General features: G+C 46.7%; 22 protein-coding genes. 10 read left to right on the forward strand and 12 right to left on the reverse strand.

Annotation, left to right across the window (positions count from 1 at the left end; genetic code table 11):
- The first annotated feature begins 311 nt into the window (after positions 1-311).
- The 4 genes from gmk to recG all read left to right on the forward strand — a co-directional run bounded on the left by gmk (position 312) and on the right by recG (position 5,763).
- On the forward strand, positions 312-935 hold the full coding sequence (gene gmk / locus AB6D58_RS07050) for a guanylate kinase (RefSeq protein WP_017062466.1): 624 nt from the start codon (positions 312-314) through the stop codon (positions 933-935).
- A gap of 119 nt (positions 936-1,054) precedes the next feature.
- Complete coding sequence (gene rpoZ, locus AB6D58_RS07055; RefSeq protein WP_009848003.1) at positions 1,055-1,327, forward strand: DNA-directed RNA polymerase subunit omega; 273 nt, start codon at positions 1,055-1,057, stop codon at positions 1,325-1,327.
- Positions 1,328-1,380: 53 nt separating this feature from the next.
- Positions 1,381-3,507, forward strand: coding sequence for a bifunctional GTP diphosphokinase/guanosine-3',5'-bis pyrophosphate 3'-pyrophosphohydrolase (gene spoT, locus AB6D58_RS07060; RefSeq protein ID WP_372156852.1), 2,127 nt, complete (start codon positions 1,381-1,383; stop codon positions 3,505-3,507).
- Between the two features lie 177 nt (positions 3,508-3,684).
- The gene (gene recG / locus AB6D58_RS07065; protein WP_017062468.1) at positions 3,685-5,763 is read left to right on the forward strand and encodes an ATP-dependent DNA helicase RecG; all 2,079 of its coding nucleotides are present in this window, start codon (positions 3,685-3,687) and stop codon (positions 5,761-5,763) included.
- Positions 5,764-6,039: 276 nt separating this feature from the next.
- Here the strand turns inward: recG and envZ are convergent, their stop codons facing one another.
- Together envZ and ompR are read right to left on the reverse strand one after the other, a co-directional pair.
- Positions 6,040-7,335 carry a two-component system sensor histidine kinase EnvZ gene (gene envZ, locus AB6D58_RS07070; RefSeq protein ID WP_372090295.1) on the reverse strand — a complete coding sequence of 432 codons (1,296 nt, stop codon included), beginning with the start codon at positions 7,333-7,335 and terminating at the stop codon, positions 6,040-6,042.
- Positions 7,336-7,488: 153 nt separating this feature from the next.
- Positions 7,489-8,208 carry a two-component system response regulator OmpR gene (gene ompR, locus AB6D58_RS07075; RefSeq protein WP_008218409.1) on the reverse strand — a complete coding sequence of 240 codons (720 nt, stop codon included), beginning with the start codon at positions 8,206-8,208 and terminating at the stop codon, positions 7,489-7,491.
- A gap of 178 nt (positions 8,209-8,386) precedes the next feature.
- Between ompR and greB the strand changes: the two genes are divergently transcribed.
- Together greB and AB6D58_RS07085 are read left to right on the forward strand one after the other, a co-directional pair.
- On the forward strand, positions 8,387-8,869 hold the full coding sequence (gene greB / locus AB6D58_RS07080) for a transcription elongation factor GreB (protein WP_017062470.1): 483 nt from the start codon (positions 8,387-8,389) through the stop codon (positions 8,867-8,869).
- Positions 8,870-9,532: 663 nt separating this feature from the next.
- The gene (locus tag AB6D58_RS07085) at positions 9,533-11,863 is read left to right on the forward strand and encodes a Tex family protein (protein WP_372156854.1); all 2,331 of its coding nucleotides are present in this window, start codon (positions 9,533-9,535) and stop codon (positions 11,861-11,863) included.
- A gap of 252 nt (positions 11,864-12,115) precedes the next feature.
- Here the strand turns inward: AB6D58_RS07085 and AB6D58_RS07090 are convergent, their stop codons facing one another.
- Together AB6D58_RS07090 and bioH are read right to left on the reverse strand one after the other, a co-directional pair.
- Positions 12,116-12,589, reverse strand: a complete 474-nt coding sequence (locus AB6D58_RS07090; protein WP_017066129.1) for a hypothetical protein — start codon at positions 12,587-12,589, stop codon at positions 12,116-12,118.
- Between the two features lie 353 nt (positions 12,590-12,942).
- Positions 12,943-13,719 carry a pimeloyl-ACP methyl ester esterase BioH gene (bioH, locus tag AB6D58_RS07095; RefSeq protein ID WP_017063077.1) on the reverse strand — a complete coding sequence of 259 codons (777 nt, stop codon included), beginning with the start codon at positions 13,717-13,719 and terminating at the stop codon, positions 12,943-12,945.
- Positions 13,720-13,812: 93 nt separating this feature from the next.
- Between bioH and AB6D58_RS07100 the strand changes: the two genes are divergently transcribed.
- The 4 genes from AB6D58_RS07100 (at position 13,813) to cysQ (ending at position 16,925) form a co-directional block, all read left to right on the forward strand.
- Entirely contained in the window at positions 13,813-14,526 is a 714-nt protein-coding gene (locus AB6D58_RS07100; protein ID WP_170962350.1) for a ComF family protein, read from the forward strand.
- Between the two features lie 109 nt (positions 14,527-14,635).
- A complete protein-coding gene (nfuA, locus tag AB6D58_RS07105; protein WP_004741449.1) occupies positions 14,636-15,220 on the forward strand; it encodes a Fe-S biogenesis protein NfuA in 585 nt (194 codons plus the stop codon).
- A 289-nt stretch (positions 15,221-15,509) separates the two neighbouring features.
- Entirely contained in the window at positions 15,510-16,061 is a 552-nt protein-coding gene (nudE, locus tag AB6D58_RS07110; protein ID WP_017062476.1) for an ADP compounds hydrolase NudE, read from the forward strand.
- A 36-nt stretch (positions 16,062-16,097) separates the two neighbouring features.
- Positions 16,098-16,925, forward strand: a complete 828-nt coding sequence (gene cysQ, locus AB6D58_RS07115; RefSeq protein WP_017062477.1) for a 3'(2'),5'-bisphosphate nucleotidase CysQ — start codon at positions 16,098-16,100, stop codon at positions 16,923-16,925.
- 119 nt (positions 16,926-17,044) lie between these two features.
- Here cysQ and AB6D58_RS07120 read toward each other — a convergent pair whose 3' ends face one another.
- The 8 genes from AB6D58_RS07120 to gspG all read right to left on the reverse strand — a co-directional run bounded on the left by AB6D58_RS07120 (position 17,045) and on the right by gspG (position 22,817).
- Entirely contained in the window at positions 17,045-17,824 is a 780-nt protein-coding gene (locus tag AB6D58_RS07120; protein ID WP_372156856.1) for a type II secretion system protein N, read from the reverse strand.
- A 1-nt stretch (position 17,825) separates the two neighbouring features.
- Positions 17,826-18,314, reverse strand: a complete 489-nt coding sequence (locus AB6D58_RS07125; RefSeq protein WP_017062479.1) for a type II secretion system protein M — start codon at positions 18,312-18,314, stop codon at positions 17,826-17,828.
- A 20-nt stretch (positions 18,315-18,334) separates the two neighbouring features.
- Positions 18,335-19,564, reverse strand: a complete 1,230-nt coding sequence (gene gspL, locus AB6D58_RS07130; protein WP_372156858.1) for a type II secretion system protein GspL — start codon at positions 19,562-19,564, stop codon at positions 18,335-18,337.
- Positions 19,533-20,582, reverse strand: a complete 1,050-nt coding sequence (gspK, locus tag AB6D58_RS07135; RefSeq protein WP_102398531.1) for a type II secretion system minor pseudopilin GspK — start codon at positions 20,580-20,582, stop codon at positions 19,533-19,535. The genes gspL and gspK overlap by 32 nt, the downstream gene beginning before the upstream one ends.
- Positions 20,566-21,333, reverse strand: coding sequence for a type II secretion system minor pseudopilin GspJ (gspJ, locus tag AB6D58_RS07140; RefSeq protein WP_372156860.1), 768 nt, complete (start codon positions 21,331-21,333; stop codon positions 20,566-20,568). Before gspJ ends, gspK begins: the two co-directional genes overlap by 17 nt.
- The gene (gene gspI / locus AB6D58_RS07145) at positions 21,320-21,715 is read right to left on the reverse strand and encodes a type II secretion system minor pseudopilin GspI (RefSeq protein ID WP_048612449.1); all 396 of its coding nucleotides are present in this window, start codon (positions 21,713-21,715) and stop codon (positions 21,320-21,322) included. The genes gspJ and gspI overlap by 14 nt, the downstream gene beginning before the upstream one ends.
- Complete coding sequence (gene gspH / locus AB6D58_RS07150) at positions 21,702-22,295, reverse strand: type II secretion system minor pseudopilin GspH (protein ID WP_017062484.1); 594 nt, start codon at positions 22,293-22,295, stop codon at positions 21,702-21,704. The genes gspI and gspH overlap by 14 nt, the downstream gene beginning before the upstream one ends.
- A gap of 78 nt (positions 22,296-22,373) precedes the next feature.
- Positions 22,374-22,817 (reverse strand): type II secretion system major pseudopilin GspG, encoded by a 444-nt coding sequence (gene gspG, locus AB6D58_RS07155; protein ID WP_017062485.1) that lies wholly within the window; start codon positions 22,815-22,817, stop codon positions 22,374-22,376.
- Positions 22,818-22,837 lie beyond the last annotated feature (20 nt).

Genomic DNA, 22,837 nt, shown 5'->3' on the forward strand with positions numbered 1-22,837 from the left:
CCAGATCACATAAAAAAGTACCGATGACGAGTCATTACATTTATACAAAGATCTTTGAGAAGATCATTTGCTGATAAATAACGATCAAGCCAGTTGTTCTCAATCATCTAAATATGCTACTCTTCGCCTCCATTTTTCTGACCTAATTTTCACCAGTTGCTTCTATTAGTTTTACTCGTTATCTCTTTATAGACGTAACCAACGGCACAATTAGTAGATGCGCCATCGGAACAAAAATTAGAGTCAGTGCTATCTTTTAAAGTGTGGGTTTATTGCCTTCACTCAATCCAACCAACAGTGGAAATATACAGATGGGCAAAGGTACTCTTTACATCGTATCTGCACCTAGTGGCGCAGGTAAGTCGAGCTTGATCTCAGCAATGCTAGAAACCAATCCAACCTACGCAATGAAGGTATCTGTTTCACACACCACTCGCGGTATGCGCCCTGGTGAAGAAAATGGTGTTCACTACCACTTCGTAGAGAAGCATCATTTTGAAGACCTTATTACTAAAGGTGAATTCCTAGAGTACGCTGAAGTGTTCGGCAACTACTACGGTACTTCACGCGTTTGGATTGAAGAAAACCTAAACCGCGGTATCGATGTATTCCTAGATATCGACTGGCAAGGTGCTCGTCAGATCCGTGAACAAATGCCTCAAGCGAAGAGTGTATTCATTCTTCCACCATCAAATGGTGAGCTAGAGCGTCGTTTGAATGTTCGCGGTCAAGACAGCGACGAAGTTATTGCGAAACGCATGAGCGAAGCAAAATCAGAGATTTCTCACTATGCAGAATATGATTATGTGATCGTGAATGACGACTTTGATGCAGCCCTAATGGACTTCAGAGCTATCATTCGTGCGGAACGCTTAAAAGAAGATAAGCAAGCAGCGAAATACAGCGGCATGCTTACTGCTTTATTAGCGGAATAATCTAGATCCTCTAGATTTTCTATTGAGATAAGTATACGGTGATCTAGAAAGTATCTAGTTAAACTTGTATACTTTCTCGTCATCAAAAATTTATTAGTTAATTACTATTTGGAGTCCTCATGGCACGCGTAACTGTTCAAGACGCTGTTGAAAAAGTTGGCAACCGTTTCGACCTAGTTCTTATTGCGGCTCGCCGCGCACGTCAAATGCAAACTGGCGGTAAAGATTCACTAGTGCCTGAAGAAAACGATAAGCCAACGGTTATCGCTCTTCGCGAAATCGAAGAAGGTCTTATCACTAAAGACGTACTAGATGCTCGTGAACGTCAAGAGCAACAAGAGCAAGAAGCGGCTGAACTTGCAGCAGTAAGCAGCATCGCTCACACTCGTTAGCTCATATTCGCAAAAAGCGTCATTCGAACTAATTAACCTTCCGGGCCTTTAATTTGTATCTATTCGATAGCCTCAAAGACGTTGCCCAAGAATACCTAACAGAGCCTCAAATTGAGGCTCTGCGTCAATCTTATGTGGTAGCGAGAGACGCCCATGAAGGGCAAACCCGCTCAAGCGGTGAACCATACATTATCCACCCTGTAGCTGTTTCAAGAATCCTGGCAGAAATGCGTCTGGATATCGAAACCCTGCAAGCTGCTCTGCTTCATGATGTCATCGAAGACTGTGATGTCACTAAAGAAGATCTAGAGGAAAAATTTGGCAATACCGTTGCTGAATTGGTTGATGGTGTATCTAAGCTGGATAAGCTTAAATTTCGTGATCGCAAAGAAGCGCAAGCAGAGAACTTCCGCAAGATGGTTCTCGCCATGGTGCAAGACATCCGCGTTATCTTGATCAAATTAGCTGACCGTACTCACAACATGCGCACGCTTGGGGCACTTCGTCCTGACAAAAAGCGTCGTATTGCTCGTGAAACCCTAGAGATTTATTCTCCACTAGCTCACCGTCTTGGTATTCATAACATCAAGACCGAACTAGAAGAGCTGGGCTTTGAAGCCCTCTATCCTAACCGTTATCGCGTACTTAAAAACGTAGTGAAAGCTGCGCGTGGTAACCGTAAGGAAATGATCCAACGTATCCATAGCGAAATTGAAGGCCGCCTTGAAGAGGTCGGTTTGCCTGCTCGCGTACTTGGTCGTGAAAAAAACCTGTTCTCCATCTACAACAAGATGAAAACTAAAGAGCAGCGCTTCCACACCATTATGGACATCTACGCTTTCCGCGTCGTGGTTGATACCCCAGATACTTGTTATCGCGTACTTGGTCAGGCTCACAGCCTGTACAAGCCTCGCCCTGGCCGCATGAAAGATTACATTGCGGTACCAAAAGCCAACGGCTACCAATCTCTGCACACGTCAATGATCGGCCCTCACGGGGTGCCAGTTGAGGTTCAGATCCGTACTGAAGATATGGATCAAATGGCAGACAAAGGTGTCGCAGCGCACTGGTCTTACAAAGGCAACGGCTCACGCAGCAGTAATGGCACAACCGCACAGGTTAAAGCACAACGTTGGATGCAGAGCTTACTTGAGCTGCAACAAAGCGCGGGTAACTCATTCGAATTCATTGAAAACGTTAAGTCTGATCTGTTCCCAGATGAGATCTTCGTGTTCACGCCGAAGGGGCGCATTGTCGAGCTTCCGGCAGGCGCAACAGCGGTCGATTTTGCTTACGCGGTACATACCGATGTCGGCAACATGTGTGTAGGTGCTCGTGTAGACATGAACCCTTACCCACTGAGCAAATCGCTGAAGAATGGCCAAACCATTGAGATCATCAGTGCTCCGGGCGCACGCCCGAACGCAGCATGGCTCAACTACGTGGTGACATCGCGTGCACGTACTAAGATCCGTCAGGTTCTGAAAACGATGCGTCGTGAAGAGTCGATCACGCTAGGCCGTCGTCTACTGAATCATGCACTTGGCGAACACTCTATTGGCGATATCGGCCAAGAGAATATCGACCACGTATTGTCTGATCTTCGTCTCGACAGTATTGAAGACTTACTGGCATCGATTGGTCTTGGTGAGCTGATGAGTATCGTTATTGCTCGTCGTCTACTGGGTGATGCTGACGAACTGACTGAAGTGGAAAACAACAGCGACACACCAAGGAAGAAATTGGCTATCCGTGGTGCTGAAGGTCTACTACTGACGTTCGCTAACTGTTGTCACCCAATTCCAGATGATCACATCATTGCCCATGTATCGCCAGGTCGTGGCCTTGTGGTTCACCGTGAAACGTGTCCAAACGTTCGTGGTTACCAGAAAGAACCAGACAAATACATGGCGGTTGAATGGTCTGACGATTACGACCAAGAGTTCACTGCTGAACTTCAGGTTGATCTGCAGAATCACCAAGGTGCACTGGCTGAGTTAACTAACGTTATCTCGAAAACAGGCTCGAACATTCACGGTATTTCAACTGAAGAACGTGATGGACGCCTGTACACAGTGACTATCTTGCTGACCACCAAAGATCGTGTTCATCTTGCAAGTATTATGAAAAAGCTACGTGTGATGCCACACGCGCTGAAAGTAAGACGTCGTAAGAACTAACGTTTAAACTTGATAATAGTTTTGCCAAGAATTTAAATCCCCTTAATGCTTTATCGCTTAAGGGGATTTTTATAACCGTAATCCTAGTATTTACCGCGCTCCCTCCCATTCCTGCCTGTACAAAAATCCAGTAAAATGCTTGAATAGATCATCTCTCTTACGTTTATGAGCCTTGTTATGTCACAGCTTTTATCTGCTATCCCTCTCAACTCTTTATCTGGAGTCGGCGCTAAAGTCGCAGAGAAACTAGAGAAGGTTGGGCTTAACAATGTACAAGACCTGCTATTTCACCTGCCTTTGCGCTATGAAGATCGAACGCGTATCTATCCAATCGTAAAACTGCATGCTGGTTTATGGGCAGCAGTGCAAGGCAAGGTAATGCACGTCGATACCATTTTCGGTAAACGTAAGATGCTCGCAGTAAAGATCAGTGATGGTAATGGCACTATTACACTGCGTTTTTTCAACTTCACTGCAGGCATGAAGAATAACTTTGCCGAAGGCAAACAAGTGCATGCTTATGGTGAGATCAAGCGCGGCAATATGGGGCTTGAGATTGTCCATCCGGATTACAAATTCTTTGCTCCTAGGCAACAACCAGACGTTGAAGCCAACCTGACTCCGGTGTACCCAACCACCGAAGGGCTAAGACAAGTCACGCTGCGTAATCTTACCGATCAAGCCTTAGAGCTAATCGACAAGGCCGCAGTTAACGAGCTTCTCCCATCAGGTTTATACGACCACCAAATTACCCTCGCACAAGCACTGCATACCATTCACAGGCCGCCCCCGGGCATTGACCTAGAGCTGTTTGATGAAGGCAAGCACCCTGCGCAACTGCGCCTAATTATGGAAGAGTTACTGGCTCAAAACCTGTCTATGTTGTCTGTTCGTAGCAAAGGGCAGCAAGACAAGGCAATGCCTTTTCCTCCAGTAAACACCCTTAAAGATAAGCTACTGGCTCAGCTGCCGTTTTCACCAACCAATGCCCAAGCACGAGTGACCAAAGAGATCGAAGCTGACTTGGAAAAGCCGCATCCTATGATGCGTTTAGTGCAAGGTGATGTGGGCTCTGGTAAAACCTTAGTCGCTGCACTGGCGGCGGTTCGCGCATTGGAACACGGTCAACAAGTAGCACTTATGGCACCCACTGAACTACTCGCAGAACAACACGCGATTAACTTTGCCAACTGGTTTGAGGCAATGGGTATTCAAGTTGGATGGCTAGCAGGTAAGCTCAAAGGCAAAGCTCGTGAAACTGAACTAACACGTATTGCCAGTGGCGAAGCGCAAATGGTGGTCGGTACTCATGCCCTGTTCCAAGAGCATGTCGAGTTCAAAAACCTTGGTTTAGTGATCATTGATGAGCAACACCGATTTGGTGTCCACCAACGGTTAGAGCTACGTGAGAAAGGCGCAAAGCAAGGCTACTACCCCCATCAGTTGGTCATGACCGCCACCCCAATCCCACGAACGTTAGCAATGACGGCCTATGCCGACCTCGAAACTTCGATTATTGATGAACTGCCACCGGGGCGAACACCAATTCAAACCGTAGCGATCCCTGATACTAAACGTGATGATATTGTCGAACGGGTGCGTAATGCGTGTCTCAATGAAGGCAAACAAGCCTACTGGGTATGTACGCTAATTGATGAATCCGAAGTATTAGAAGCGCAAGCCGCGGCCGACACTGCAGAAGAGCTGCAACGCAAACTACCAGATGTAAAAATTGGCTTGGTGCACGGCCGAATGAAACCCGCCGAGAAACAGGCGGTGATGAGAGAGTTCAAAGAGAACAAGCTGCATCTATTGGTTGCGACAACCGTGATTGAAGTGGGCGTGGATGTTCCGAATTCGAGCTTAATGATCATCGAGAACCCAGAACGTCTTGGCCTAGCGCAACTGCACCAACTGCGTGGCCGTGTCGGCCGAGGTTCGGTCGCAAGTCATTGTGTATTGTTGTATCACTCTCCGCTGTCTAAAACCGCTCAGAAACGCCTAGGTGTGCTACGTGAAAGTAACGATGGCTTTGTGATTGCACAGCGCGACTTAGAAATCCGTGGTCCCGGTGAATTGCTCGGTACCAAACAAACTGGCTTGGCTGATTTCAAGATCGCCGATCTAATTCGTGACCAACGTTTGATACCTGAAGTGCAGCGTATTGCGCGTCATATTCACGATAGCTACCCAGACAATGCTAAGGCGATCATCAACCGTTGGTTGGGTGAACGCGATGTTTACTCTAAGGCGTAGTTAACACTAAGGCATAGTTAACACTGAGACCGTATTCAAACGTAAAAAAGGCTTCCTCAAGGAAGCCTTTTTAGTGTGCGTTACTTTCATCAAGCAAGAGCGAGATTCCCTATTCGCTCGTTCCTCACGATAGGGAATGACGATCAAAGTAAACTTTCATCATCAAAGTCCATGGTTAGCAATTCGTCATCCTCGGAGAGGGAAGAATGACCGAGTCGGGGATCTCTTAACCGTTCCCCGAACCGAACTTATCGTCATCAAACGGACTGATGATAACTAGGGCTTAACCGGGAAACTGACCTGCGCTTTTAAGCCACCTTCACTGCGGTTATTGACCACAACAGCACCTTGATGCTGGCTAACGATACGTTTCACAATTGCTAAGCCCAAGCCCGTTCCTTCGCTACCACGAGCCGTGTCACCACGCGTGAAAGGTTCAAACAGCTTTCCGATCTGGTCTTGTGGAATACCCGGCCCGTTATCTTCTACCGTCACCCAAGCAAGCTTGTTATCCGCCGTCATACCAGTTGATACCTTGACCCAACCATTACCGTAACGCAGCGCATTCACCACCAAGTTGCTCACAGCACGCTTCATCGCGATCGGATTACCTAGCGCTGGCTTCATCGATTCTGGAATATCGGTTTCAATCTGAACCTCGTAGCCACCCTCAGAGCTCGATACCTCACGAGCAATATCATCGACAAACACCGCTTGGAATGAATCTCGGTCGACAGGCTTTAGGTAATCCATGAACTGGCTGATGATTTCATTACACTCTTCGGTATCACTGATAATCCCCTCAGCTAAGTAGGCATCCTCTGGTGACATCATCTCAGTCGCTAAGCGAATACGCGTTAACGGAGTACGTAAATCATGGCTGATACCCGCCATCAACAAGGCGCGGTCTTCTTCTAGCTCTTGGATGCCTTTCGACATCTGGTTAAAGGCTCGAGTTACCGAGCGAATCTCTTGTGCGCCTTGAACTGGCAATGGCGGTGGAATATCACCTCGCCCGACACCTTGCGCCGCTTTCTCTAGCGCTATCAACGGACGGTTTTGCAATCGGATAAACAGCCAACCACCTGCGACAATCAACAGCGCCATGATCAGACTGTTACGAAACAGTGGTGCAAAATCCTCTTCTTGCAGCTCTGATAACGGAATACGAATTAAAGAGTTGGGTAACTGCGCAATGTCCATCCAAAGCACATAGCTCTCTTTACCCAAGATCAGCCGCACTTCAGTTTCAGAACCCAGCTCCTTGGTCATCTCCTCACTCATCAGGTCGATTGCGACCGCATGGTAATACTCACCCGCCGCTTCGCTGTCCTTGGCGTGAACGGTTACCCCGAGCTGTTCAAGCACACGCTGACGCAATGGCGCATCGATCTCGATATCACTGCCTTGGTCCAATACCAGGTTTAGCTCGTGAGCCAAAATCTTATTAAACTGCTGCAAACTTGGCATCAACGCATAGTTAAACACCGCGTAATAAGAAAAAATTTGGCTAGCGACCAATAGCGTTAAGAAAAGCACTATCGACTGAGTAAAGGAGCTACGTATACGCATGGGGCACCCGAGATGTAGAAAGATAAAGAAAGTGTTATATGACTATAACTCTAAACCATTGTGCTGAATAGAAAACGGGCCATCGCATATTAATGAGATGACCCGTAAGATTCACAGAATCGATAAAGCTACTGTAGAGCTTATTAAGCTGAATTACACTGCTTTGCCATCTGGAACGAATACATAACCCAAGCCCCACACCGTTTGGATGTAGCGAGGTTTGCTTGGATCTTCTTCAACTAGACGACGCAGACGTGAAATCTGAACATCGATAGAACGTTCCATTGCTGAATACTCACGGCCACGAGCCATGTTCATCAGCTTATCGCGAGACATTGGCTCACGAGCATTCGTTACCAAGGACTTAAGAACCGCAAATTCACCCGAAGTAAGCGGCATTGGCTCTTCACCGCGGAACATTTCGCGAGTACCTAAGTTCAAGCGGAACTCACCAAACTCAACCACAGACTCTTCTGTGCTTGGTGCACCCGGTGCTTCAATGACTTGGCGACGCAGTACAGCTTTAATACGAGCAAGCAGTTCACGTGGATTAAATGGTTTTGGCAGGTAATCATCAGCACCCACTTCCAAGCCCACAATGCGATCCACTTCATCACCCTTTGCAGTAAGCATCAGGATTGGTAGCGAGTTGTTTGCGTTTCGTAGACGACGACAGATCGATAGACCATCTTCGCCCGGCAACATTAAATCCAATACCATCAAGTGAAAATTTTCACGGGTTAACAGGCGGTCCATCTGCTCACTGTTTGCCACGCTACGCACTTGAAAGCCCTGCTCTGACAGATAGCGCTCTAACAGTGCACGTAAACGAGCATCGTCATCGACCACTAAAATTTTGTAGTTTTCTTGCATGTAATGGTTCCACCTATTAAAGCTTAAACCTAAGGTTAAGCATTCTTGGTAAATTGTATATTGGTATAAGACATTAAAAATGTAACATTATTGGAGAAAAAGTCGCCTAAATAATTGTTAACGTATGTTGCCTTTCTATATATTCTATCTTAGATCATCATTTCATTAAGTCAGATTTATGAAAACCAAACTTATTACTCGAGAAGGTTATAACAAACTCAAAGCAGAACATGACCACTTATGGCACGAGAAACGCCCTGAAATTACTAAGATAGTCACTTGGGCGGCAAGCCTTGGAGATCGCTCAGAAAACGCAGATTACACCTTCAATAAGCGTCTACTTCGTCAGATCGATCGCCGAGTGCGTTTTTTAAGAAAGTTCCTACCTGATGTCACGATCGTTGATTACTCGCCACAACAAGAAGGTAAGGTATTTTTCGGTGCTTGGGTCGAAATTGAGAATGATGATGGGGAAATTAAGAAGTTTCGAATTGTCGGCCCAGAAGAGATCTACGGCGATGCTAAAGGCTATATCTCTATCGACTCACCAATGGCTAGAGCTCTGCTCAAGAAAGAAGTAGATGACGAGTTTACGGTAAAAACACCGGAAGGCGACAAAGAGTGGTTCATTAACTCGATTCGCTACGCAGACAACGAATAACCAAACTTAATAAACACTTAGCGATAAACTGAGTGTTCAGCAAACCCAAACTCCAGATAAAAGAAAAACCCGCAAGGCTTTCGCCTAGCGGGGTTAAGTCTCTATCGCAGCAATCCGGCTACTGTTTATCTCTTCGAGATAAGGTGCTCCCTGCATCTTTCCTTGATAGTGGCTAAATCCTTTAACCAATTTCCTTTTTGTTCATCGCCATCCTAGCGGTGTCCATTCTAGCCTGTCATCCTGACTGGCGAATCTCATCCAGAGATTATCACTTCCTTGCTGACCACTCATCCTAAGTAATCAAATCTTCATCCTGAAGATACCTAGTCCATTAGGCTTTTTCCTGTTCCTGCCAACTCCCTGTCGACAAGTTAAATATTACGGCAAATGGCCGTGTTTCCTAGATAGTCTTAAAAAACATTTCAGGTGAGAAATACGCCCACAAACACACAATCAAATAAAATCAGCAACTTAGTGTAACATCAAGACGATTTCATCGGTCTAAAGCGACTTAGTCTCACATCACTTGTAAGAGATCTCGCACAAAGCGGGTATCAGAAACGGAAATTCGACTTCTGACAGGATAATTACACAGCCAAAGCTAGAAAAAGCGTACGCTCACCCCCATGTATTTGTCATGATATTAAATAAGAGATTCATCGGATGAGCCAAGCTATCTGTCGACTGATCGCTGAAGAACTGAATGTCCGTTCTGAGCAAGTCACTGCCGCAGTAAACCTAATTGACGACGGTAACACCGTTCCCTTTATTGCCCGCTACCGTAAAGAAGTCACGGGTGGCTTAGACGATACCCAACTACGTAACCTTGATAGCCGCCTTTCATACCTTCGCGAGCTAGACGATCGTCGCCAAACAATTCTTAAGTCGATTCAAGACCAAGGAAAACTCTCGCCAGAACTCGAGCGTGATATCACTCAAGCAGACAGCAAGACTCGCCTAGAAGATTTATACCTGCCATACAAACCAAAGCGCCGTACTAAAGGCCAGATCGCGATTGAAGCGGGCTTAGAACCACTTGCCGACACACTGTGGAATGAACCACAGCACGATCCAGAAACGGAAGCGGCGAACTTCATCAGCAACGATAAAGGCATTGCCGATACCAAAGCTGCTCTCGATGGTGCTCGTGCGATCATCATGGAACGCATTGCGGAAGACGCAAACCTACTAGAAAAGATTCGCCAACACCTAACACGCAACTCAGAGCTAGTCGCTCGTGTAGTGACAGGTAAAGAGCAAGAAGGCGAGAAGTTCAAAGACTACTTCGAACACAACGAAACACTCAACAAAGTGCCTTCTCACCGTGCACTTGCCATGCTGCGTGGCCGCAATGAAGGCTTCCTAACACTGGCGATGAATGCCGATCCTGAGCAAGAAGAAGGCGCTCGTGGTTCTTACTGTGAGAACATTATCTCTGATCACTACGGCATTACTCTGAGCAGTGCTCCTGCGGATGCTTGGCGTAAGCAAGTGATTAGCTGGGCATGGCGCATCAAGGTTTCTATGCACATGGAAACTGAATTGATGGGCGCAATGAAAGAGCGTGCAGAGATCGAAGCGATTGAAGTATTCGCAACCAACCTAAAAGACCTACTCATGGCAGCGCCAGCTGGTCCTCGAGCAACCTTAGGCTTGGACCCAGGTTTACGTACCGGTTCGAAAATCGCTGTCGTGGATTCAACCGGTAAGGTTTTGGCAACAGAAACTATTTACCCTCACCCACCTCAAAAGCAATACGACAAATCGGCACACGTGGTTGAGCAGATGGTTCGTCAATTCAATGTTGATTTGATTGCGATTGGTAACGGTACGGCTTCACGCGAAACCGACAGCTTTGTGGCTGACGTAATTAAACGCGGCAACCTAAAAGCGCAAAAGATCATTGTTAGCGAAGCGGGCGCATCGGTGTATTCCGCGTCTGAACTAGCTGCAAAAGAGTTCCCGAACATGGATGTATCAATTCGTGGTGCGGTGTCTATTGCTCGTCGTCTGCAAGATCCACTGGCAGAGCTAGTGAAGATTGACCCTAAATCGATCGGTGTGGGCCAATACCAACACGATGTGAGCCAAACTATGCTCGCTAAGCGCCTAGATGCGATTGTCGAAGACTGTGTAAACGCCGTAGGCGTTGATGTGAATACAGCGTCTGCCGCGCTACTTACTCGCGTAGCCGGCCTTTCTAGCACCATCGCTCAGAACATCGTGGATTTCCGTGATGAGAATGGTCGCTTCGAAGCACGTACTACGCTAAAGAAAGTCGCTCGCTTAGGTCCAAAAGCCTTTGAACAGTGTGCCGGCTTCCTACGCATTATGGATGGCAAAAACCCACTGGATGCATCATCGGTTCACCCAGAAGCTTACCCAGTAGTGAAAACCATTGCCGAGAAAAACCACAAAGACATCAAATCTCTGGTGGGTAACACAGACTTCTTACGTGGCTTACACGCCATCGATTACACCAATGAGAACTTCGGTGTACCAACGGTCAGCGACATCATCAAAGAGCTCGATAAACCGGGCCGTGACCCTCGCCCTGAATTTAAGACTGCAACCTTCGCCGATGGCGTAAACAGTGTTTCAGATCTAGAACCGGGCATGATTTTAGAAGGTGTGGTATCGAACGTGGCTAACTTTGGTGCCTTCGTTGATATTGGTGTTCACCAAGATGGCTTAGTGCATATTTCAGCGCTCACCGATCGCTTTGTCTCTGACCCACGTGAAGTGGTTAAAGCGGGCGACATCGTGAAAGTGAAGGTGATGGAAGTGGATGTTCAGCGTAAGCGTATTGCACTAAGCATGCGTATGAAAGATGAACCAGGCCAAGACAACCGCGCGCAACGTTCAAGTGCACCTCGCACGCAAAACCGCCCGAACCAAAATTCACAAGGCGGACAACGCCGTCGCGAAGAGCCGCAACAAAACGCGGCGATGGGTGGTGCGTTCGCTGCTGCATTTGCTAAAGCGAAAAAGTAATCCGTTAGCTCACCTAAAAAACGGATTAGCTTAAAAACAGAAAACCTGCATCCCTTAGGGTATGCAGGTTTTTTTATTATGTGTTCAAAAAAGACATCGAAGCTTGGTTGTATTCTTCGTGTTTATACTCAAAATAATTGGAGTTGCAGCTAGGCAACAAGTAAGTTCAGCCCTATGAGCATAGGGGTTCTATGTGATTAGGGTGAACTTACGCAGTTAACAACGCTGCAGCTTCAAGTATGAAGAGTATAATTATAATACGACCAACATCTCTGACGGAGCATGAGGCGCAACAGCATGACCATAATGATACTTTATGACCTTACGTCGTTTCTCCATCTGTCCTTCCTGAATCGCCGCATCTAAAACATGCTTTGGCAGGCGGAAACGCATGGTATAGCCTTTGCCTTGATCAGCACTGTATGTTTTCAGTGCCAATAAGCTGAACAGCCGATCAAAAGGGTCTTGTGGCTCTTCTTGGCTAACCGAATTGGCCTCTGACTCGTTCTCCATTTCATAACCTGGATGGTCTGAAGGATCCCAAGCCGACTGCTGCCTTCGTTTATCGTCTGATTTTACCTTACGCTCTGCATTGGTTCTCGCCAATGCTACTGCGGGAGCAATAGGTTCTCGGACTCTATTATCACGCGCAACTTGCTCTGTTTGCACATTAACGGACGGGGCGATTAGTGGCACACTCACTGCAGTTGCAGGTGACACAATCATCGCGAACTCTCCTCAAGAATCGCCCATCAATATTGCCATAACACTGTTGTACCGAGAACGCACAACAGGCATAGCCCAACTTAGCGCAATCAGCTCTGGAGAGAGTTAGGTCTGAGTATCATGCAACACGTTGGTGTTATACCAATCGTAGTAAATAACTGATCATCCTAGCTTGTTAAAATGCTCGATAACGGCGTTAAATTTTTTGATTGTAGAATAACTACTTATCGAAACTACTTGTCAAAAAAAAGCTGCCTTGTTCTCAAGCCTTTTACCTACGCTATTTTTGAACACTTACTTACTGTGATTGGTATTAGCTTATATATCGACCAAGCCGGATATATATTTAACAATTATTTTTGTGCGAAGCTGACAAGCTCACTGCAAAAGGCATCCGCTTCGGTCATAAACGGTGCATGCGAAGACTGGGTAAATATGTATTGCTCGGTATGAGGCAAGGCTGTGCCTAAGTCTTTCGCAACCTTGATTGGCACCAATCCATCTAATCGACCATACAAGCGTAGCATTGGTACTGAAATCTCAGGCAGTTGTTCACGCAGATCGACATCCGACAGCATCTTTAATCCTGCCAATAATGAGTCAGGGTTCGGCAACGGGCGAGACAGCACCGCTTGCTTGAGTTGTTTTACATCTTGCCTTGCTGAAGGGCTGCCCATGGCTTGCAATGCCATAAAGCGTTCGATGGTGGTTTGGAAATCTTCAACCAGTTGCTCGGTGAATGCGCTTAATACGTTGGGCTGAATGCCTCGCCATAACACGGGCTCTTTTGCAGCGGCGAATTTGGGAGAACTGGCGACAGTCACCAGCTTGCTCACGTAATCTGAGTGATGGAGAGCCATGTGCGTTGCGACCAAGCCTCCAAGTGACCAACCCACCCAAATCGCTTGCTTTGGTGCTTCGGCCAAAAGCTGCTGAGCAATCTCTTCAAGATCTTGAGCGTGGCAGTGCGCGCTGTGTCCATACCCTGGTAAATCGACAACATGCACTCGAAAATCAGCTTGTAATGCATTAACGGTTTGTTGCCATACCGCACCGTTCATTCCCCAGCCGTGAACCAGTACTAAATCAGGCCCTTGCCCAGAAACATGCCAATATAACGCGTCACTCATTCTCAATATTCCCTACTTTTTCCATCAGCGATAATCCGCGCTTTTCAGTATGGTGAGCAAAAGGAACACCATAACCCAAAAGCATCACGAGCTATGTTATCCGATTGGCTACAAAAACACACACCACGTCTGGTCACACCTCAATGCCACCTGTGCAAACTTGATAAACTGCCCAGTGATACACATCCTCGATGGTGCAATTCTTGTCTCAAACTCTTTCAGCCAGTACCACGCTGCCAACGATGTGGTTTAAAAACACTGCTCACAGTAGAGCAGTGCGGACAGTGCTTATCTCAACCTCCACCTTGGCATCGCCTCTACTGTGTCGGCGATTACACCTTCCCTACAGCAGGTTACATTCAGCAAATGAAGTACGCTGATAAGTTTTGGTTTGCACGTGATCTATCTAAGCTATTGGCATCACGTATCGAATATCCTGCTCCGCTGATCACCAGCGTGCCGCTGCATTGGCGTCGATATACTCATCGCGGCTTTAATCAAAGTAAGCTGCTAGCCGACTACACGGCTCAAGAGCTTGGCGTTGAAAGTGATGTGCTCTTTCGTCGAATTCGCTCAACGGCTTCCCAGCAGGGGCTGACTAAATCCGTACGATTACACAATCTAAAGAGCGCTTTTGCGCTGCGAAAACAAGACGTTCAAGGAACTATCCCCTCTCACGTCGCGATAATTGATGATGTTGTAACCACCGGCAGTACTGTGTATCAATTATGCCAATTACTACTTGAAGTGGACGTTAAAAGGATTGATATTTACTGCATCTGCCGCACTCCTGAGCCCTCTGGATAAAAGCTGTGAATCACTACTTGTACAGCAATCCAACAAAAAAGGGCTGAATTACAAATCTGACAGGAGTAGAATGGCGCTAATAACCTACAAATCTACTCAGGTATTCGTCGTGTCAAATATTACTATTACAGAAACAGCTCAAACTCACTTTGCCAATCTGCTGTCACAGCAGCCTGAAGGTACAAACATTCGTGTGTTCGTGGTAAACCCAGGCACACAAAACGCTGAGTGTGGTGTTTCTTACTGCCCAACAGATGCTATCGAAGCGTCTGACACAGAGCTTAAATTCGAAGCTTTCTCTGCATACGTAGATGAGCTAAGCCTACCGTTCCTAGATGAAGCTGAAATTGACTTCGTTACTGACAAAATGGGCTCTCAGCTAACGCTTAAAGCACCAAACGCTAAGATGCGTAAAGTCGCAGACGATGCACCACTTCTAGAACGTGTTGAATACGCAATTCAAACACAAGTTAACCCGCAACTTGCTGGTCACGGCGGTCACGTTAGCTTGGTAGAAATCACTGAAGACGGCGCAGCTATTGTAGCATTCGGTGGTGGTTGTAACGGTTGTTCTATGGTTGATGTAACGCTAAAAGAAGGCATCGAGAAAGAACTTCTTCAACAGTTTGAAGGTGAACTGACTGCTGTTCGTGATGCAACTGAGCACGATCGTGGTGAGCACTCTTACTACTAATCACTGATTTAGTGTTAGTTGTTATTTGAAAGGTTGATGCGCAAGCATCAACCTTTTTTGTTATGTGGATAAGCAAGTTAGGACTATCGCGTTCTCTCTATACTCTTTTGCTATACAACCATATTTTCACCTCGTTACCATCTTGAGTAAGGTATTCAAGTGATCGTAATCGATTCCTGCTTCAATAATTTTCGGATATGAAAACTCGGATCTAGGAACTCAAGGTCATTTCCCCTATATTAGAATGACTTTATAAGAAAGAATTCCAATGAGCTAAGGAGCGAGCGCAATGACGAAAAGGACCAAGCCAGAGATTTTGGCTAAACAAACTGTCGCTCAATCAAGACTATTCTCTATCGAGTCTCTCGACTTACGCTTTTCAAACGGCGAAGAGCGCACTTACGAACGCATGAAGCCCAGCGGGCGCAACGCAGTGATGATGGTTCCTATTACTGAGCAAGGCGATATTCTATTAGTACGTGAATATGCAGCGGGAACTGAACGCTACGAACTTGGCTTTCCAAAAGGGCTGATTGATCCAGGTGAGCAGCCAAACGAAGCCGCCGTTCGCGAACTCAAAGAAGAGATAGGCTTCGGTGCCAACAAGCTTACTCCGCTGAAGGAAGTGATCCTTGCACCCTCTTACTTCTCTAGCAAAATGACGCTGTTTATTGCAGAAGACCTCTACCCAGAAAAGCTAGAAGGTGATGAGCCAGAGCCTCTCGATATTGTGCGCTGGCCACTTGCTCAAGCCGAAGAACTGTTAACACATCTCGATTTCTGTGAGGCTCGGAGTATTACAGCCCTGCTTTTAAGCCTTCGTGTATTAAACAATAACTAGAACATTCAGGCTCGCTCTAAGAGTAAGAGAACATTTATGCCAATAACAAAAGATTTGTCTCACCTCCTACCCTCTGTCATTGAGATTGCTCGCTCTGCTGGTCAACTCATCTTAGAGATCTACGAGAAAAAGGATTACGAAGAGTTCATTAAGAGTGATGACACTCCAGTAACCAGTGCCGATCTTGCAGCACATAAGCTGATATTAAAAAAACTCAGTGAATTGACGCCTGATATTCCCGTATTATCCGAAGAAGACGCCGACATCAGCCTAGAGCAACGCTCTCAATGGGATCGCTACTGGTTAGTTGACCCACTGGACGGCACCCAGGAGTTCATCGCACGAAGTGGTGATTTCGCGACAATTATCGCCCTAATCGAGCATAACAAGCCAGTGATGGGCGTGGTATACGCACCCGTTTCAGGTGTGAGCTATTACGCTTACAGTGGCAAAGGCGCTTGGAAGATCCCAGACCTTAATGACAGCGTGAAAATCAAAACGCATCGTCACGAGCTGCCAAACCAGTCAATCGCCATGGCGATCAGCCGTCGCCAGGACATCAATCGCATCACTAGCCGTATGAGCTCAGCATGGAATTATGATTTGGTTCCTCTAGGCTCAGCAGCGCTTAAGGCCTGTTTAGTCGCAGAAGGCGCTGTGGATTGTTATCTGCGCCTTGGACCAACCGGAGAGTGGGATACCGCCGCAACGCAGTGCATTGTTGAAGAAGCTGGCGGACGTATCTTAAGTACTCAACTAGAACCGCTTTCGTACAATGAAAGAGAAACGCTAGAAAACCCGAACTTCATTGTACTCGGTGATGCAGATTTACCGTGGGTAGAAATTTTGCAAGGCAAAGACTAGGCGAGTTTGCTCCCTTTAACTGTCAGATATCCTCTAGATTCTCAGAACAAACAAAACGGGCACCTCAGTGAGGTGCCCGTTTTTTATATCTCGTAATTTAGTGACCCTTAGCCGTTTAGCTAAAAACGACCTTGATAAGTAAACTGGTACTTACCTTGGCTATCAGGATTACCCAACCATTTAAGCTGATTTTGCATCGTTGGCGGGAATTCAACACCCGGTTTAAACCACGCTGCAGATGTATAGCGTTGGTTGGGTGTTACGCTCGCTGAAAACTCACTGTCTACCTGATCGCTCTTCTGAGTGCCTTTCGCTGCAATTGTGCTGTCTTCACAGGTTATGTCTGCAATCACAGGGCCAAGGTCTAGCGAGCCAACAGGAGAGTCGACTGCGGCACCAGACCAAGCCAGTGTACCTTCGCCAGATTGACACCAAGGCTGAGCGTGAACCGCATGCTTGATCGTCAGTTCAACTTGTCCACCAATAGAAACCGGTACTGGAATAGCTGGAGCGTATTTCATCACGTTCATAGCAGGCATTGATGCGACTAAGTTTTCCGCATACGCGCCGCTCATGCTGTACCCGACACGCCCTTTACCTGATAAGTTCATGTCACTGTTACGACCAAAACGAACCGCCAGTTCTGCTTTGGCTTGAAATAGCTTAGAAAACTGGAAATCCCACTGCACTGAACCGTAATTGATGCGCTGCCACACGATGTTGTTAGCGCTGCCCTGCCAAACCGTTCCTTCAACACCTTCAATATTCAAGCCACGCACAGCCGGTGCATGTTTGAGTACAAAAGAGGCCGGTAGATGCAGCAACAGACTAACCGAGAAAAAGACAATAAAGATGCCGCCAAAAAGTAAACCTAACTTCAAAGATAAACCGCGTTTCACATTAACCTCGTTTAAACTGTAGTCGGTTGACCTCAATAACCCCTGGGTTATCGGAGCGATCAATGTCCATAAACTCAACTTCGACACCCTGCTTCTCTTTCAAGTATGTCAGCCAATCTAAGAACTGATTAAAAGGCACAGGTTTCACCCAGACTTGCAGCATCTCGCCACGTGGTTGCACACGTATCAGCTCGATATTAAAGCGACGCATAGAAGCAGGCACAGATTGATTCAGAGGTTGACTGGCACTAATGCCGCCACTGCCTCGTAGTTCAACCACTTCATTGGCTTTATTGGTTACCCAAGCCAGTAGTTGCTTCTCGCTTTGAATGCGGGTCTGCGCAAGTTCAGCTCGCTGACTGAGTGGCTGGATTAGCCCCCAATAAACGACACCGACCACCAATAGAATTGAGCAACCAATCACTAGTCGTTGCTCTCTTTGACTTATTGAAGTCCACCACGCTTGGAGTGGCTCAATCATATTTCTCATCACTGATCTCCTTACGCAGGTTATTGATGGGGTTTAAGAGTAAAGCTGCCAAATACGGCATCACCATTACGATTCAATGGCCCTTGCTCAACGGTAAACTTCTCTTCAAGTTTCACTCGCGCAGTCTCGAAATATTGGAAGTCAGTACTTTTCGCTTCCAATCTCACCTCTGAGCGGTTGCCGTCGTAGCGAATACTATTCACTTCGATGGCTTTCACTTGTCCTAAAGTTTCTGGCAGTAACGCTAGCCATCCAAGTAAGGAATCACCATCACCCGAGCCACCATACTTCTTAGCTTCGTCGTTCATCTGGCGCTTAAGGTAGCTGACCGTCGGAATACGTTGCTTGCCCGGAAGTACGCTTCTAAAAATACGTTCACTCTCCGTTCGGTACGCTTCGGCTTGTGCTTCGTACTGCTGAACCTTTAAGGCTTGCTGAGTGACGATCACCGCCACCAGCAAACAAGCAGCGATCGCTACTTTTTGCCATACACGCCAGTACTTACTGAATGAAGATTTGGTTTTAAAGGTGCCAGTCAGTAAGTTTACGCCACTTGTAATGGCTTGTTGGCTCAGTAAAGACATCACCAGTTCAGCAGGTTTAGCTTGCCACTCAATGCCACTTTGCAGTTGAACGTCATCACTTGGCAGTGCGGTGTAGCTAAAAATCGTTGGTGATTGCTCTTCGTCATCTAAGGCAACCCAATCGCTTTGTAAGAACATCGCTAGCCACGCCTCATTGATCGACACTGCTTGATAGTTGCTTTGACGCAATAACCAATGTTGGTCGATCTGTAATGCACTGATGCCTTGCTCTTCAAAAGGCACGGCCAGTGTATCTGGCAACACCTTACGGAAGATAATATTGGCTTCGCGGAACAGGTCTAACGCTTGCTTTAACCATTCACGATCGACACCACACACTGTCGCGTGCGTTGCGTCTTTATCTAAAATAGTCAGGTGTAAGTCTTCGATATCTTGTGCCACTTCGTCTTCTAATAAAAACGGCAGCATAGAATCGAACTGGCGAGCAGCACCTTTCGGGATCTCAACACGCTTAATTAAGCATTCATTTCCCGGCAATAAAGCGATACAGCTACGCTTTTCAGCGTAAGGCGTTAACTCATCCAGCTGCTCCCAGCTAGACAGTTCGCCACTTGCTATCACTTCTTGTTGGCTTGTCGACCAAACTAACCACTGCACAGGGCTTTGTGGTTCGCTACTCAGTCGAACGGTCAGAAACTCGCTCACTGATTCCTCCAAAACGACGGCGTACTACCGTCACTGTTTCTCGATTACTACTATAGAAAAGCGTCCGTATACGTACACGTGACTGCTCAACTAATACCTCTGCATCTAGCTCAAAATAGGCGCTATCTACAGTTAAATATGCTTTCGCTTTTTTGCTGACTTCGGCACTCACACCCACAATAGCAGGCTCAGCCATAAACGCATCCACCGTATCCCAACCATCGAATGGGCGTTTGTCTATCAGCTGTTTGGCATCCGATTCACTTAAGCCGGGGGCAAACATCGCTTCCAATAACGGCGCCTGCTTTTCCGTAAGAGTATTCACATTCAAACGGAAATCGTCGCTCGGCAAAGCACAAACAAAGGGGCGAACCTTATTCATCACCTCACCCGTGACTTGATAAACCGCGCGTAGCTCGGACTCATCGGCCATTAAGCCATTCGCTGCCAAATAAGATGGCTTCATCGCCTCATAAGTACTGTCTTCGACACCTGATGAAGAGGTGGTTCGGGTATCACTATCAACAAATTCCCAGCTTGAATGTGCGATAACCTCGGCCTGATAAGGCTCAACATCTTGGTTTTCCAACAAGGTTTGCCAAACCGTAATTAAATAAGGTGTTTGGTTACTTGAAGTCGTCGCCACACCAGCCAACGCATTGAGATTAAAACATGCCTGAGCATCAACAATACGGCCTTTAACTTGACCATAATCCAACGGGTATACCTGTTCTTCTAACGCCCATGGTTGACTCAAGTTGACGGTATCACTGTCTTTGTAGCTTTGCCTAATGCCGTCTTGCACCAGCGCTTCGACACCAATGCTGTACCAGTAAGCCTGTTGGTAATTCAGTTGATTGCCCACGCGCTTAAATTGAGTAAACAGGCGTTCCGACATACTGCCTGCGATGGTTGCCATTATCGCCAGTAGCATCAGGATAATGATCAGCGCAACACCTCGCTGCTTGCGCCCCATGGCAGACCTTGTCAGTGCAAACTTATTAGTTCGATGAGTCATTATTCCCCTCATTACTACTTGAAGAGTCACTGTTTGAAGAATCATCGGCCTGATCTAGCGTGCCACCAGGGGTGAGATAAATACGCTCTATCTCACCATAATCTTTCAAGGTTAGCTTTAACCTTACCGCTTTCGGTAGCGATTTGTCGGCTTGCCACTCTTTCCCCCAGCGGCTTCCGTCATAAAACTCGAATTCCAAGCTTTCAACATCATCAAGCAAAGGCGTAATCACACCTTCTTGTCCTGCAGGAGTATCGGGGTAGCGCCACCACACACGCTCAAGCGTTTCTTCTTTAATGCGGTAACCCACTTTGGTGACTTCTCCGCGAGGAAACTGCTGCTGTGGGTTATGCCAGCCAAGGCGAGTAAACATGATGCCAACGCTGTCGGAATCCAGTAAATACTCTTTAATTAAGATCAGCTTAGATGATGCTTCTTCACCGTTGGTACGAAATTGTCGCACCCCCATCTGGCGAAAATCATTATCTAAAATGACTAAGCTACGTTGCAGTTGATTTAAACGAGCACTGCGCTCGATTGAAAGCTCGTTGCTGCGTTGAACCTGATTGACTACCTGATAAGCCGCCATGCTTAACGTGGCAAAGATAGCGATCGAGACCAAAACCTCAATTAAGGTAAAGCCTCTCCCTTTCGAAGATAGTCCTTGTTTACGAGGCACACGCTTATTGGCGGACATGCTCTTACTTAGCGACTTGCTCTTAGCTAACGCCACGCTTTTACTTGACCACATAGCTGCGCACCGTGACCACTGGAGAAGCTTGTTTACTGGTTGCCACACTCACATCAAACGCCTTTAATAAATCATCGCTAGTATCGATTGGCGTGACCTTCCAAAACCACTCTCTCTCGGCCAACTCTTGTGTGCCCTGCGCTTTTTTTAGCTTCTCAGGATGCAACATCACCAAAGCCATTTGATTATCAACGACCATAGCCGCGAAGGTTTTTTCTTCTAGATAACTGAGGGTATTGATGTGCTGAGTGACAGCACGAATCACACTGATCGCCGCAGTCGCAAAGATAGCGAGTGCAACCAATACCTCAAGCAGCGTCATTCCTCGAGAACCAAGGGTCATACCACGAGAACGATAAGGAGAACGGTTATTCCTCTTCATCTTCTTCTCCCGGTTCTAGCAGTCGAATCACACCATTGTCCAATACTCGAATACGCCAACCATCTTGTATGGTGTCTCCGGTATTTGGATAAAACGACAATACAAATGGCGTCATTTCAGCACTCGACAAGATGTAGATCTGTGGTGGTTTCGGCTTCTTTTCCTCTTCAAGATCAGCAAACATATCTTCATCAAACAAGCTTCCTGGGTTGAACAACCGATCATCGTCTTCCCATGCGCCACCACCTAAGGTCAGTGACAATGCGAGTTCTTCCGGTAGTTCAGTTAAAGAGGGGATTTTTTCAAAATCGACTTCTTGCCAGCCTTCAGACTTAAGCGCCATCAGTACATAGGTCGATTTCTTTTCATCAACTCGAACGCCAAAATCTAAGCCGCTCAAAATAGCCTCTTCATTGAGTAATTGAACTCGCTGATAAAAGCTTTGAGCGTATTTTTTAGCAACATCTTTGCTATTGGTAGGAATGGTCGCGATCACCGCAACCGCCGTTACTGACAGTAGTACCAACACCAAGAGAATCTCAATCAAGGTGAAACCTGGCTGTGTTTGCTTAGTTTTCACCTTTAGACTCCATCTGTTTACGTCCTACCATCAATAACGTATCAAGCATCAATAACGAATCAAACAATAAGCTGAAGCTTATTGGAAATCCTGCATGTTCCAGTTGCCGATATCCGCCGCAATACCTTCACCACCTTCTTGGCCATCAGCACCAAGAGTGAAAATATCAATAGTGCCGTTATCACCAGGGCTTAGGTATTGGTACTCGTTACCCCATGGGTCGTTTGGCAGACGCTTGATGTAGCCACCGTCGCGGTAGTTACGAGGCTCTGGGCTGCTTGGCTTAGAAACCAATGCATCAAGACCTTGATCCGTTGTTGGGTAAACGCTGTTATCCAGTTTGTACATATCTAGCGCGTTCTCTAGCGCCACAATATCAGTGATGGCTTTTTGTTGGTCAGCCTTCTCTTTGTTACCCAATAGGTTAGGTACAACAAAGCTCGCCAATACGCCAAGGATAACCACAACAACCATCACTTCTAATAGGGTAAAGCCTGATTGTTTCTTCATTCTGTTTTTCATTATTTTCTCCAAATTACAGA

The organism is Vibrio sp. 10N.239.312.D08 (genome assembly GCF_041466145.1).
In the GTDB taxonomy this organism is placed as follows: domain Bacteria; phylum Pseudomonadota; class Gammaproteobacteria; order Enterobacterales; family Vibrionaceae; genus Vibrio; species Vibrio crassostreae_C.

Excerpts from the sequence above, each read along its gene's own strand:
- AB6D58_RS07085 (WP_372156854.1), top strand. The coding sequence starts at position 9,533 with ATGAGCCAAGCTATCTGTCGACTGATCGCTGAAGAACTGAATGTCCGT.
- cysQ (WP_017062477.1), top strand. The coding sequence starts at position 16,098 with ATGCCAATAACAAAAGATTTGTCTCACCTCCTACCCTCTGTCATTGAG.
- gspI (WP_048612449.1), bottom strand. The coding sequence starts at position 21,715 with ATGAAGAGGAATAACCGTTCTCCTTATCGTTCTCGTGGTATGACCCTT.
- recG (WP_017062468.1), top strand. The coding sequence starts at position 3,685 with ATGTCACAGCTTTTATCTGCTATCCCTCTCAACTCTTTATCTGGAGTC.
- gspJ (WP_372156860.1), bottom strand. The coding sequence starts at position 21,333 with ATGTGGTCAAGTAAAAGCGTGGCGTTAGCTAAGAGCAAGTCGCTAAGT.
- gspK (WP_102398531.1), bottom strand. The coding sequence starts at position 20,582 with ATGACTCATCGAACTAATAAGTTTGCACTGACAAGGTCTGCCATGGGG.
- AB6D58_RS07125 (WP_017062479.1), bottom strand. The coding sequence starts at position 18,314 with ATGAGAAATATGATTGAGCCACTCCAAGCGTGGTGGACTTCAATAAGT.
- bioH (WP_017063077.1), bottom strand. The coding sequence starts at position 13,719 with ATGAGTGACGCGTTATATTGGCATGTTTCTGGGCAAGGGCCTGATTTA.
- gspG (WP_017062485.1), bottom strand. The coding sequence starts at position 22,817 with ATGAAAAACAGAATGAAGAAACAATCAGGCTTTACCCTATTAGAAGTG.
- gmk (WP_017062466.1), top strand. The coding sequence starts at position 312 with ATGGGCAAAGGTACTCTTTACATCGTATCTGCACCTAGTGGCGCAGGT.
- nudE (WP_017062476.1), top strand. The coding sequence starts at position 15,510 with ATGACGAAAAGGACCAAGCCAGAGATTTTGGCTAAACAAACTGTCGCT.
- envZ (WP_372090295.1), bottom strand. The coding sequence starts at position 7,335 with ATGCGTATACGTAGCTCCTTTACTCAGTCGATAGTGCTTTTCTTAACG.
- AB6D58_RS07100 (WP_170962350.1), top strand. The coding sequence starts at position 13,813 with ATGTTATCCGATTGGCTACAAAAACACACACCACGTCTGGTCACACCT.
- ompR (WP_008218409.1), bottom strand. The coding sequence starts at position 8,208 with ATGCAAGAAAACTACAAAATTTTAGTGGTCGATGACGATGCTCGTTTA.
- greB (WP_017062470.1), top strand. The coding sequence starts at position 8,387 with ATGAAAACCAAACTTATTACTCGAGAAGGTTATAACAAACTCAAAGCA.
- rpoZ (WP_009848003.1), top strand. The coding sequence starts at position 1,055 with ATGGCACGCGTAACTGTTCAAGACGCTGTTGAAAAAGTTGGCAACCGT.
- AB6D58_RS07090 (WP_017066129.1), bottom strand. The coding sequence starts at position 12,589 with ATGATTGTGTCACCTGCAACTGCAGTGAGTGTGCCACTAATCGCCCCG.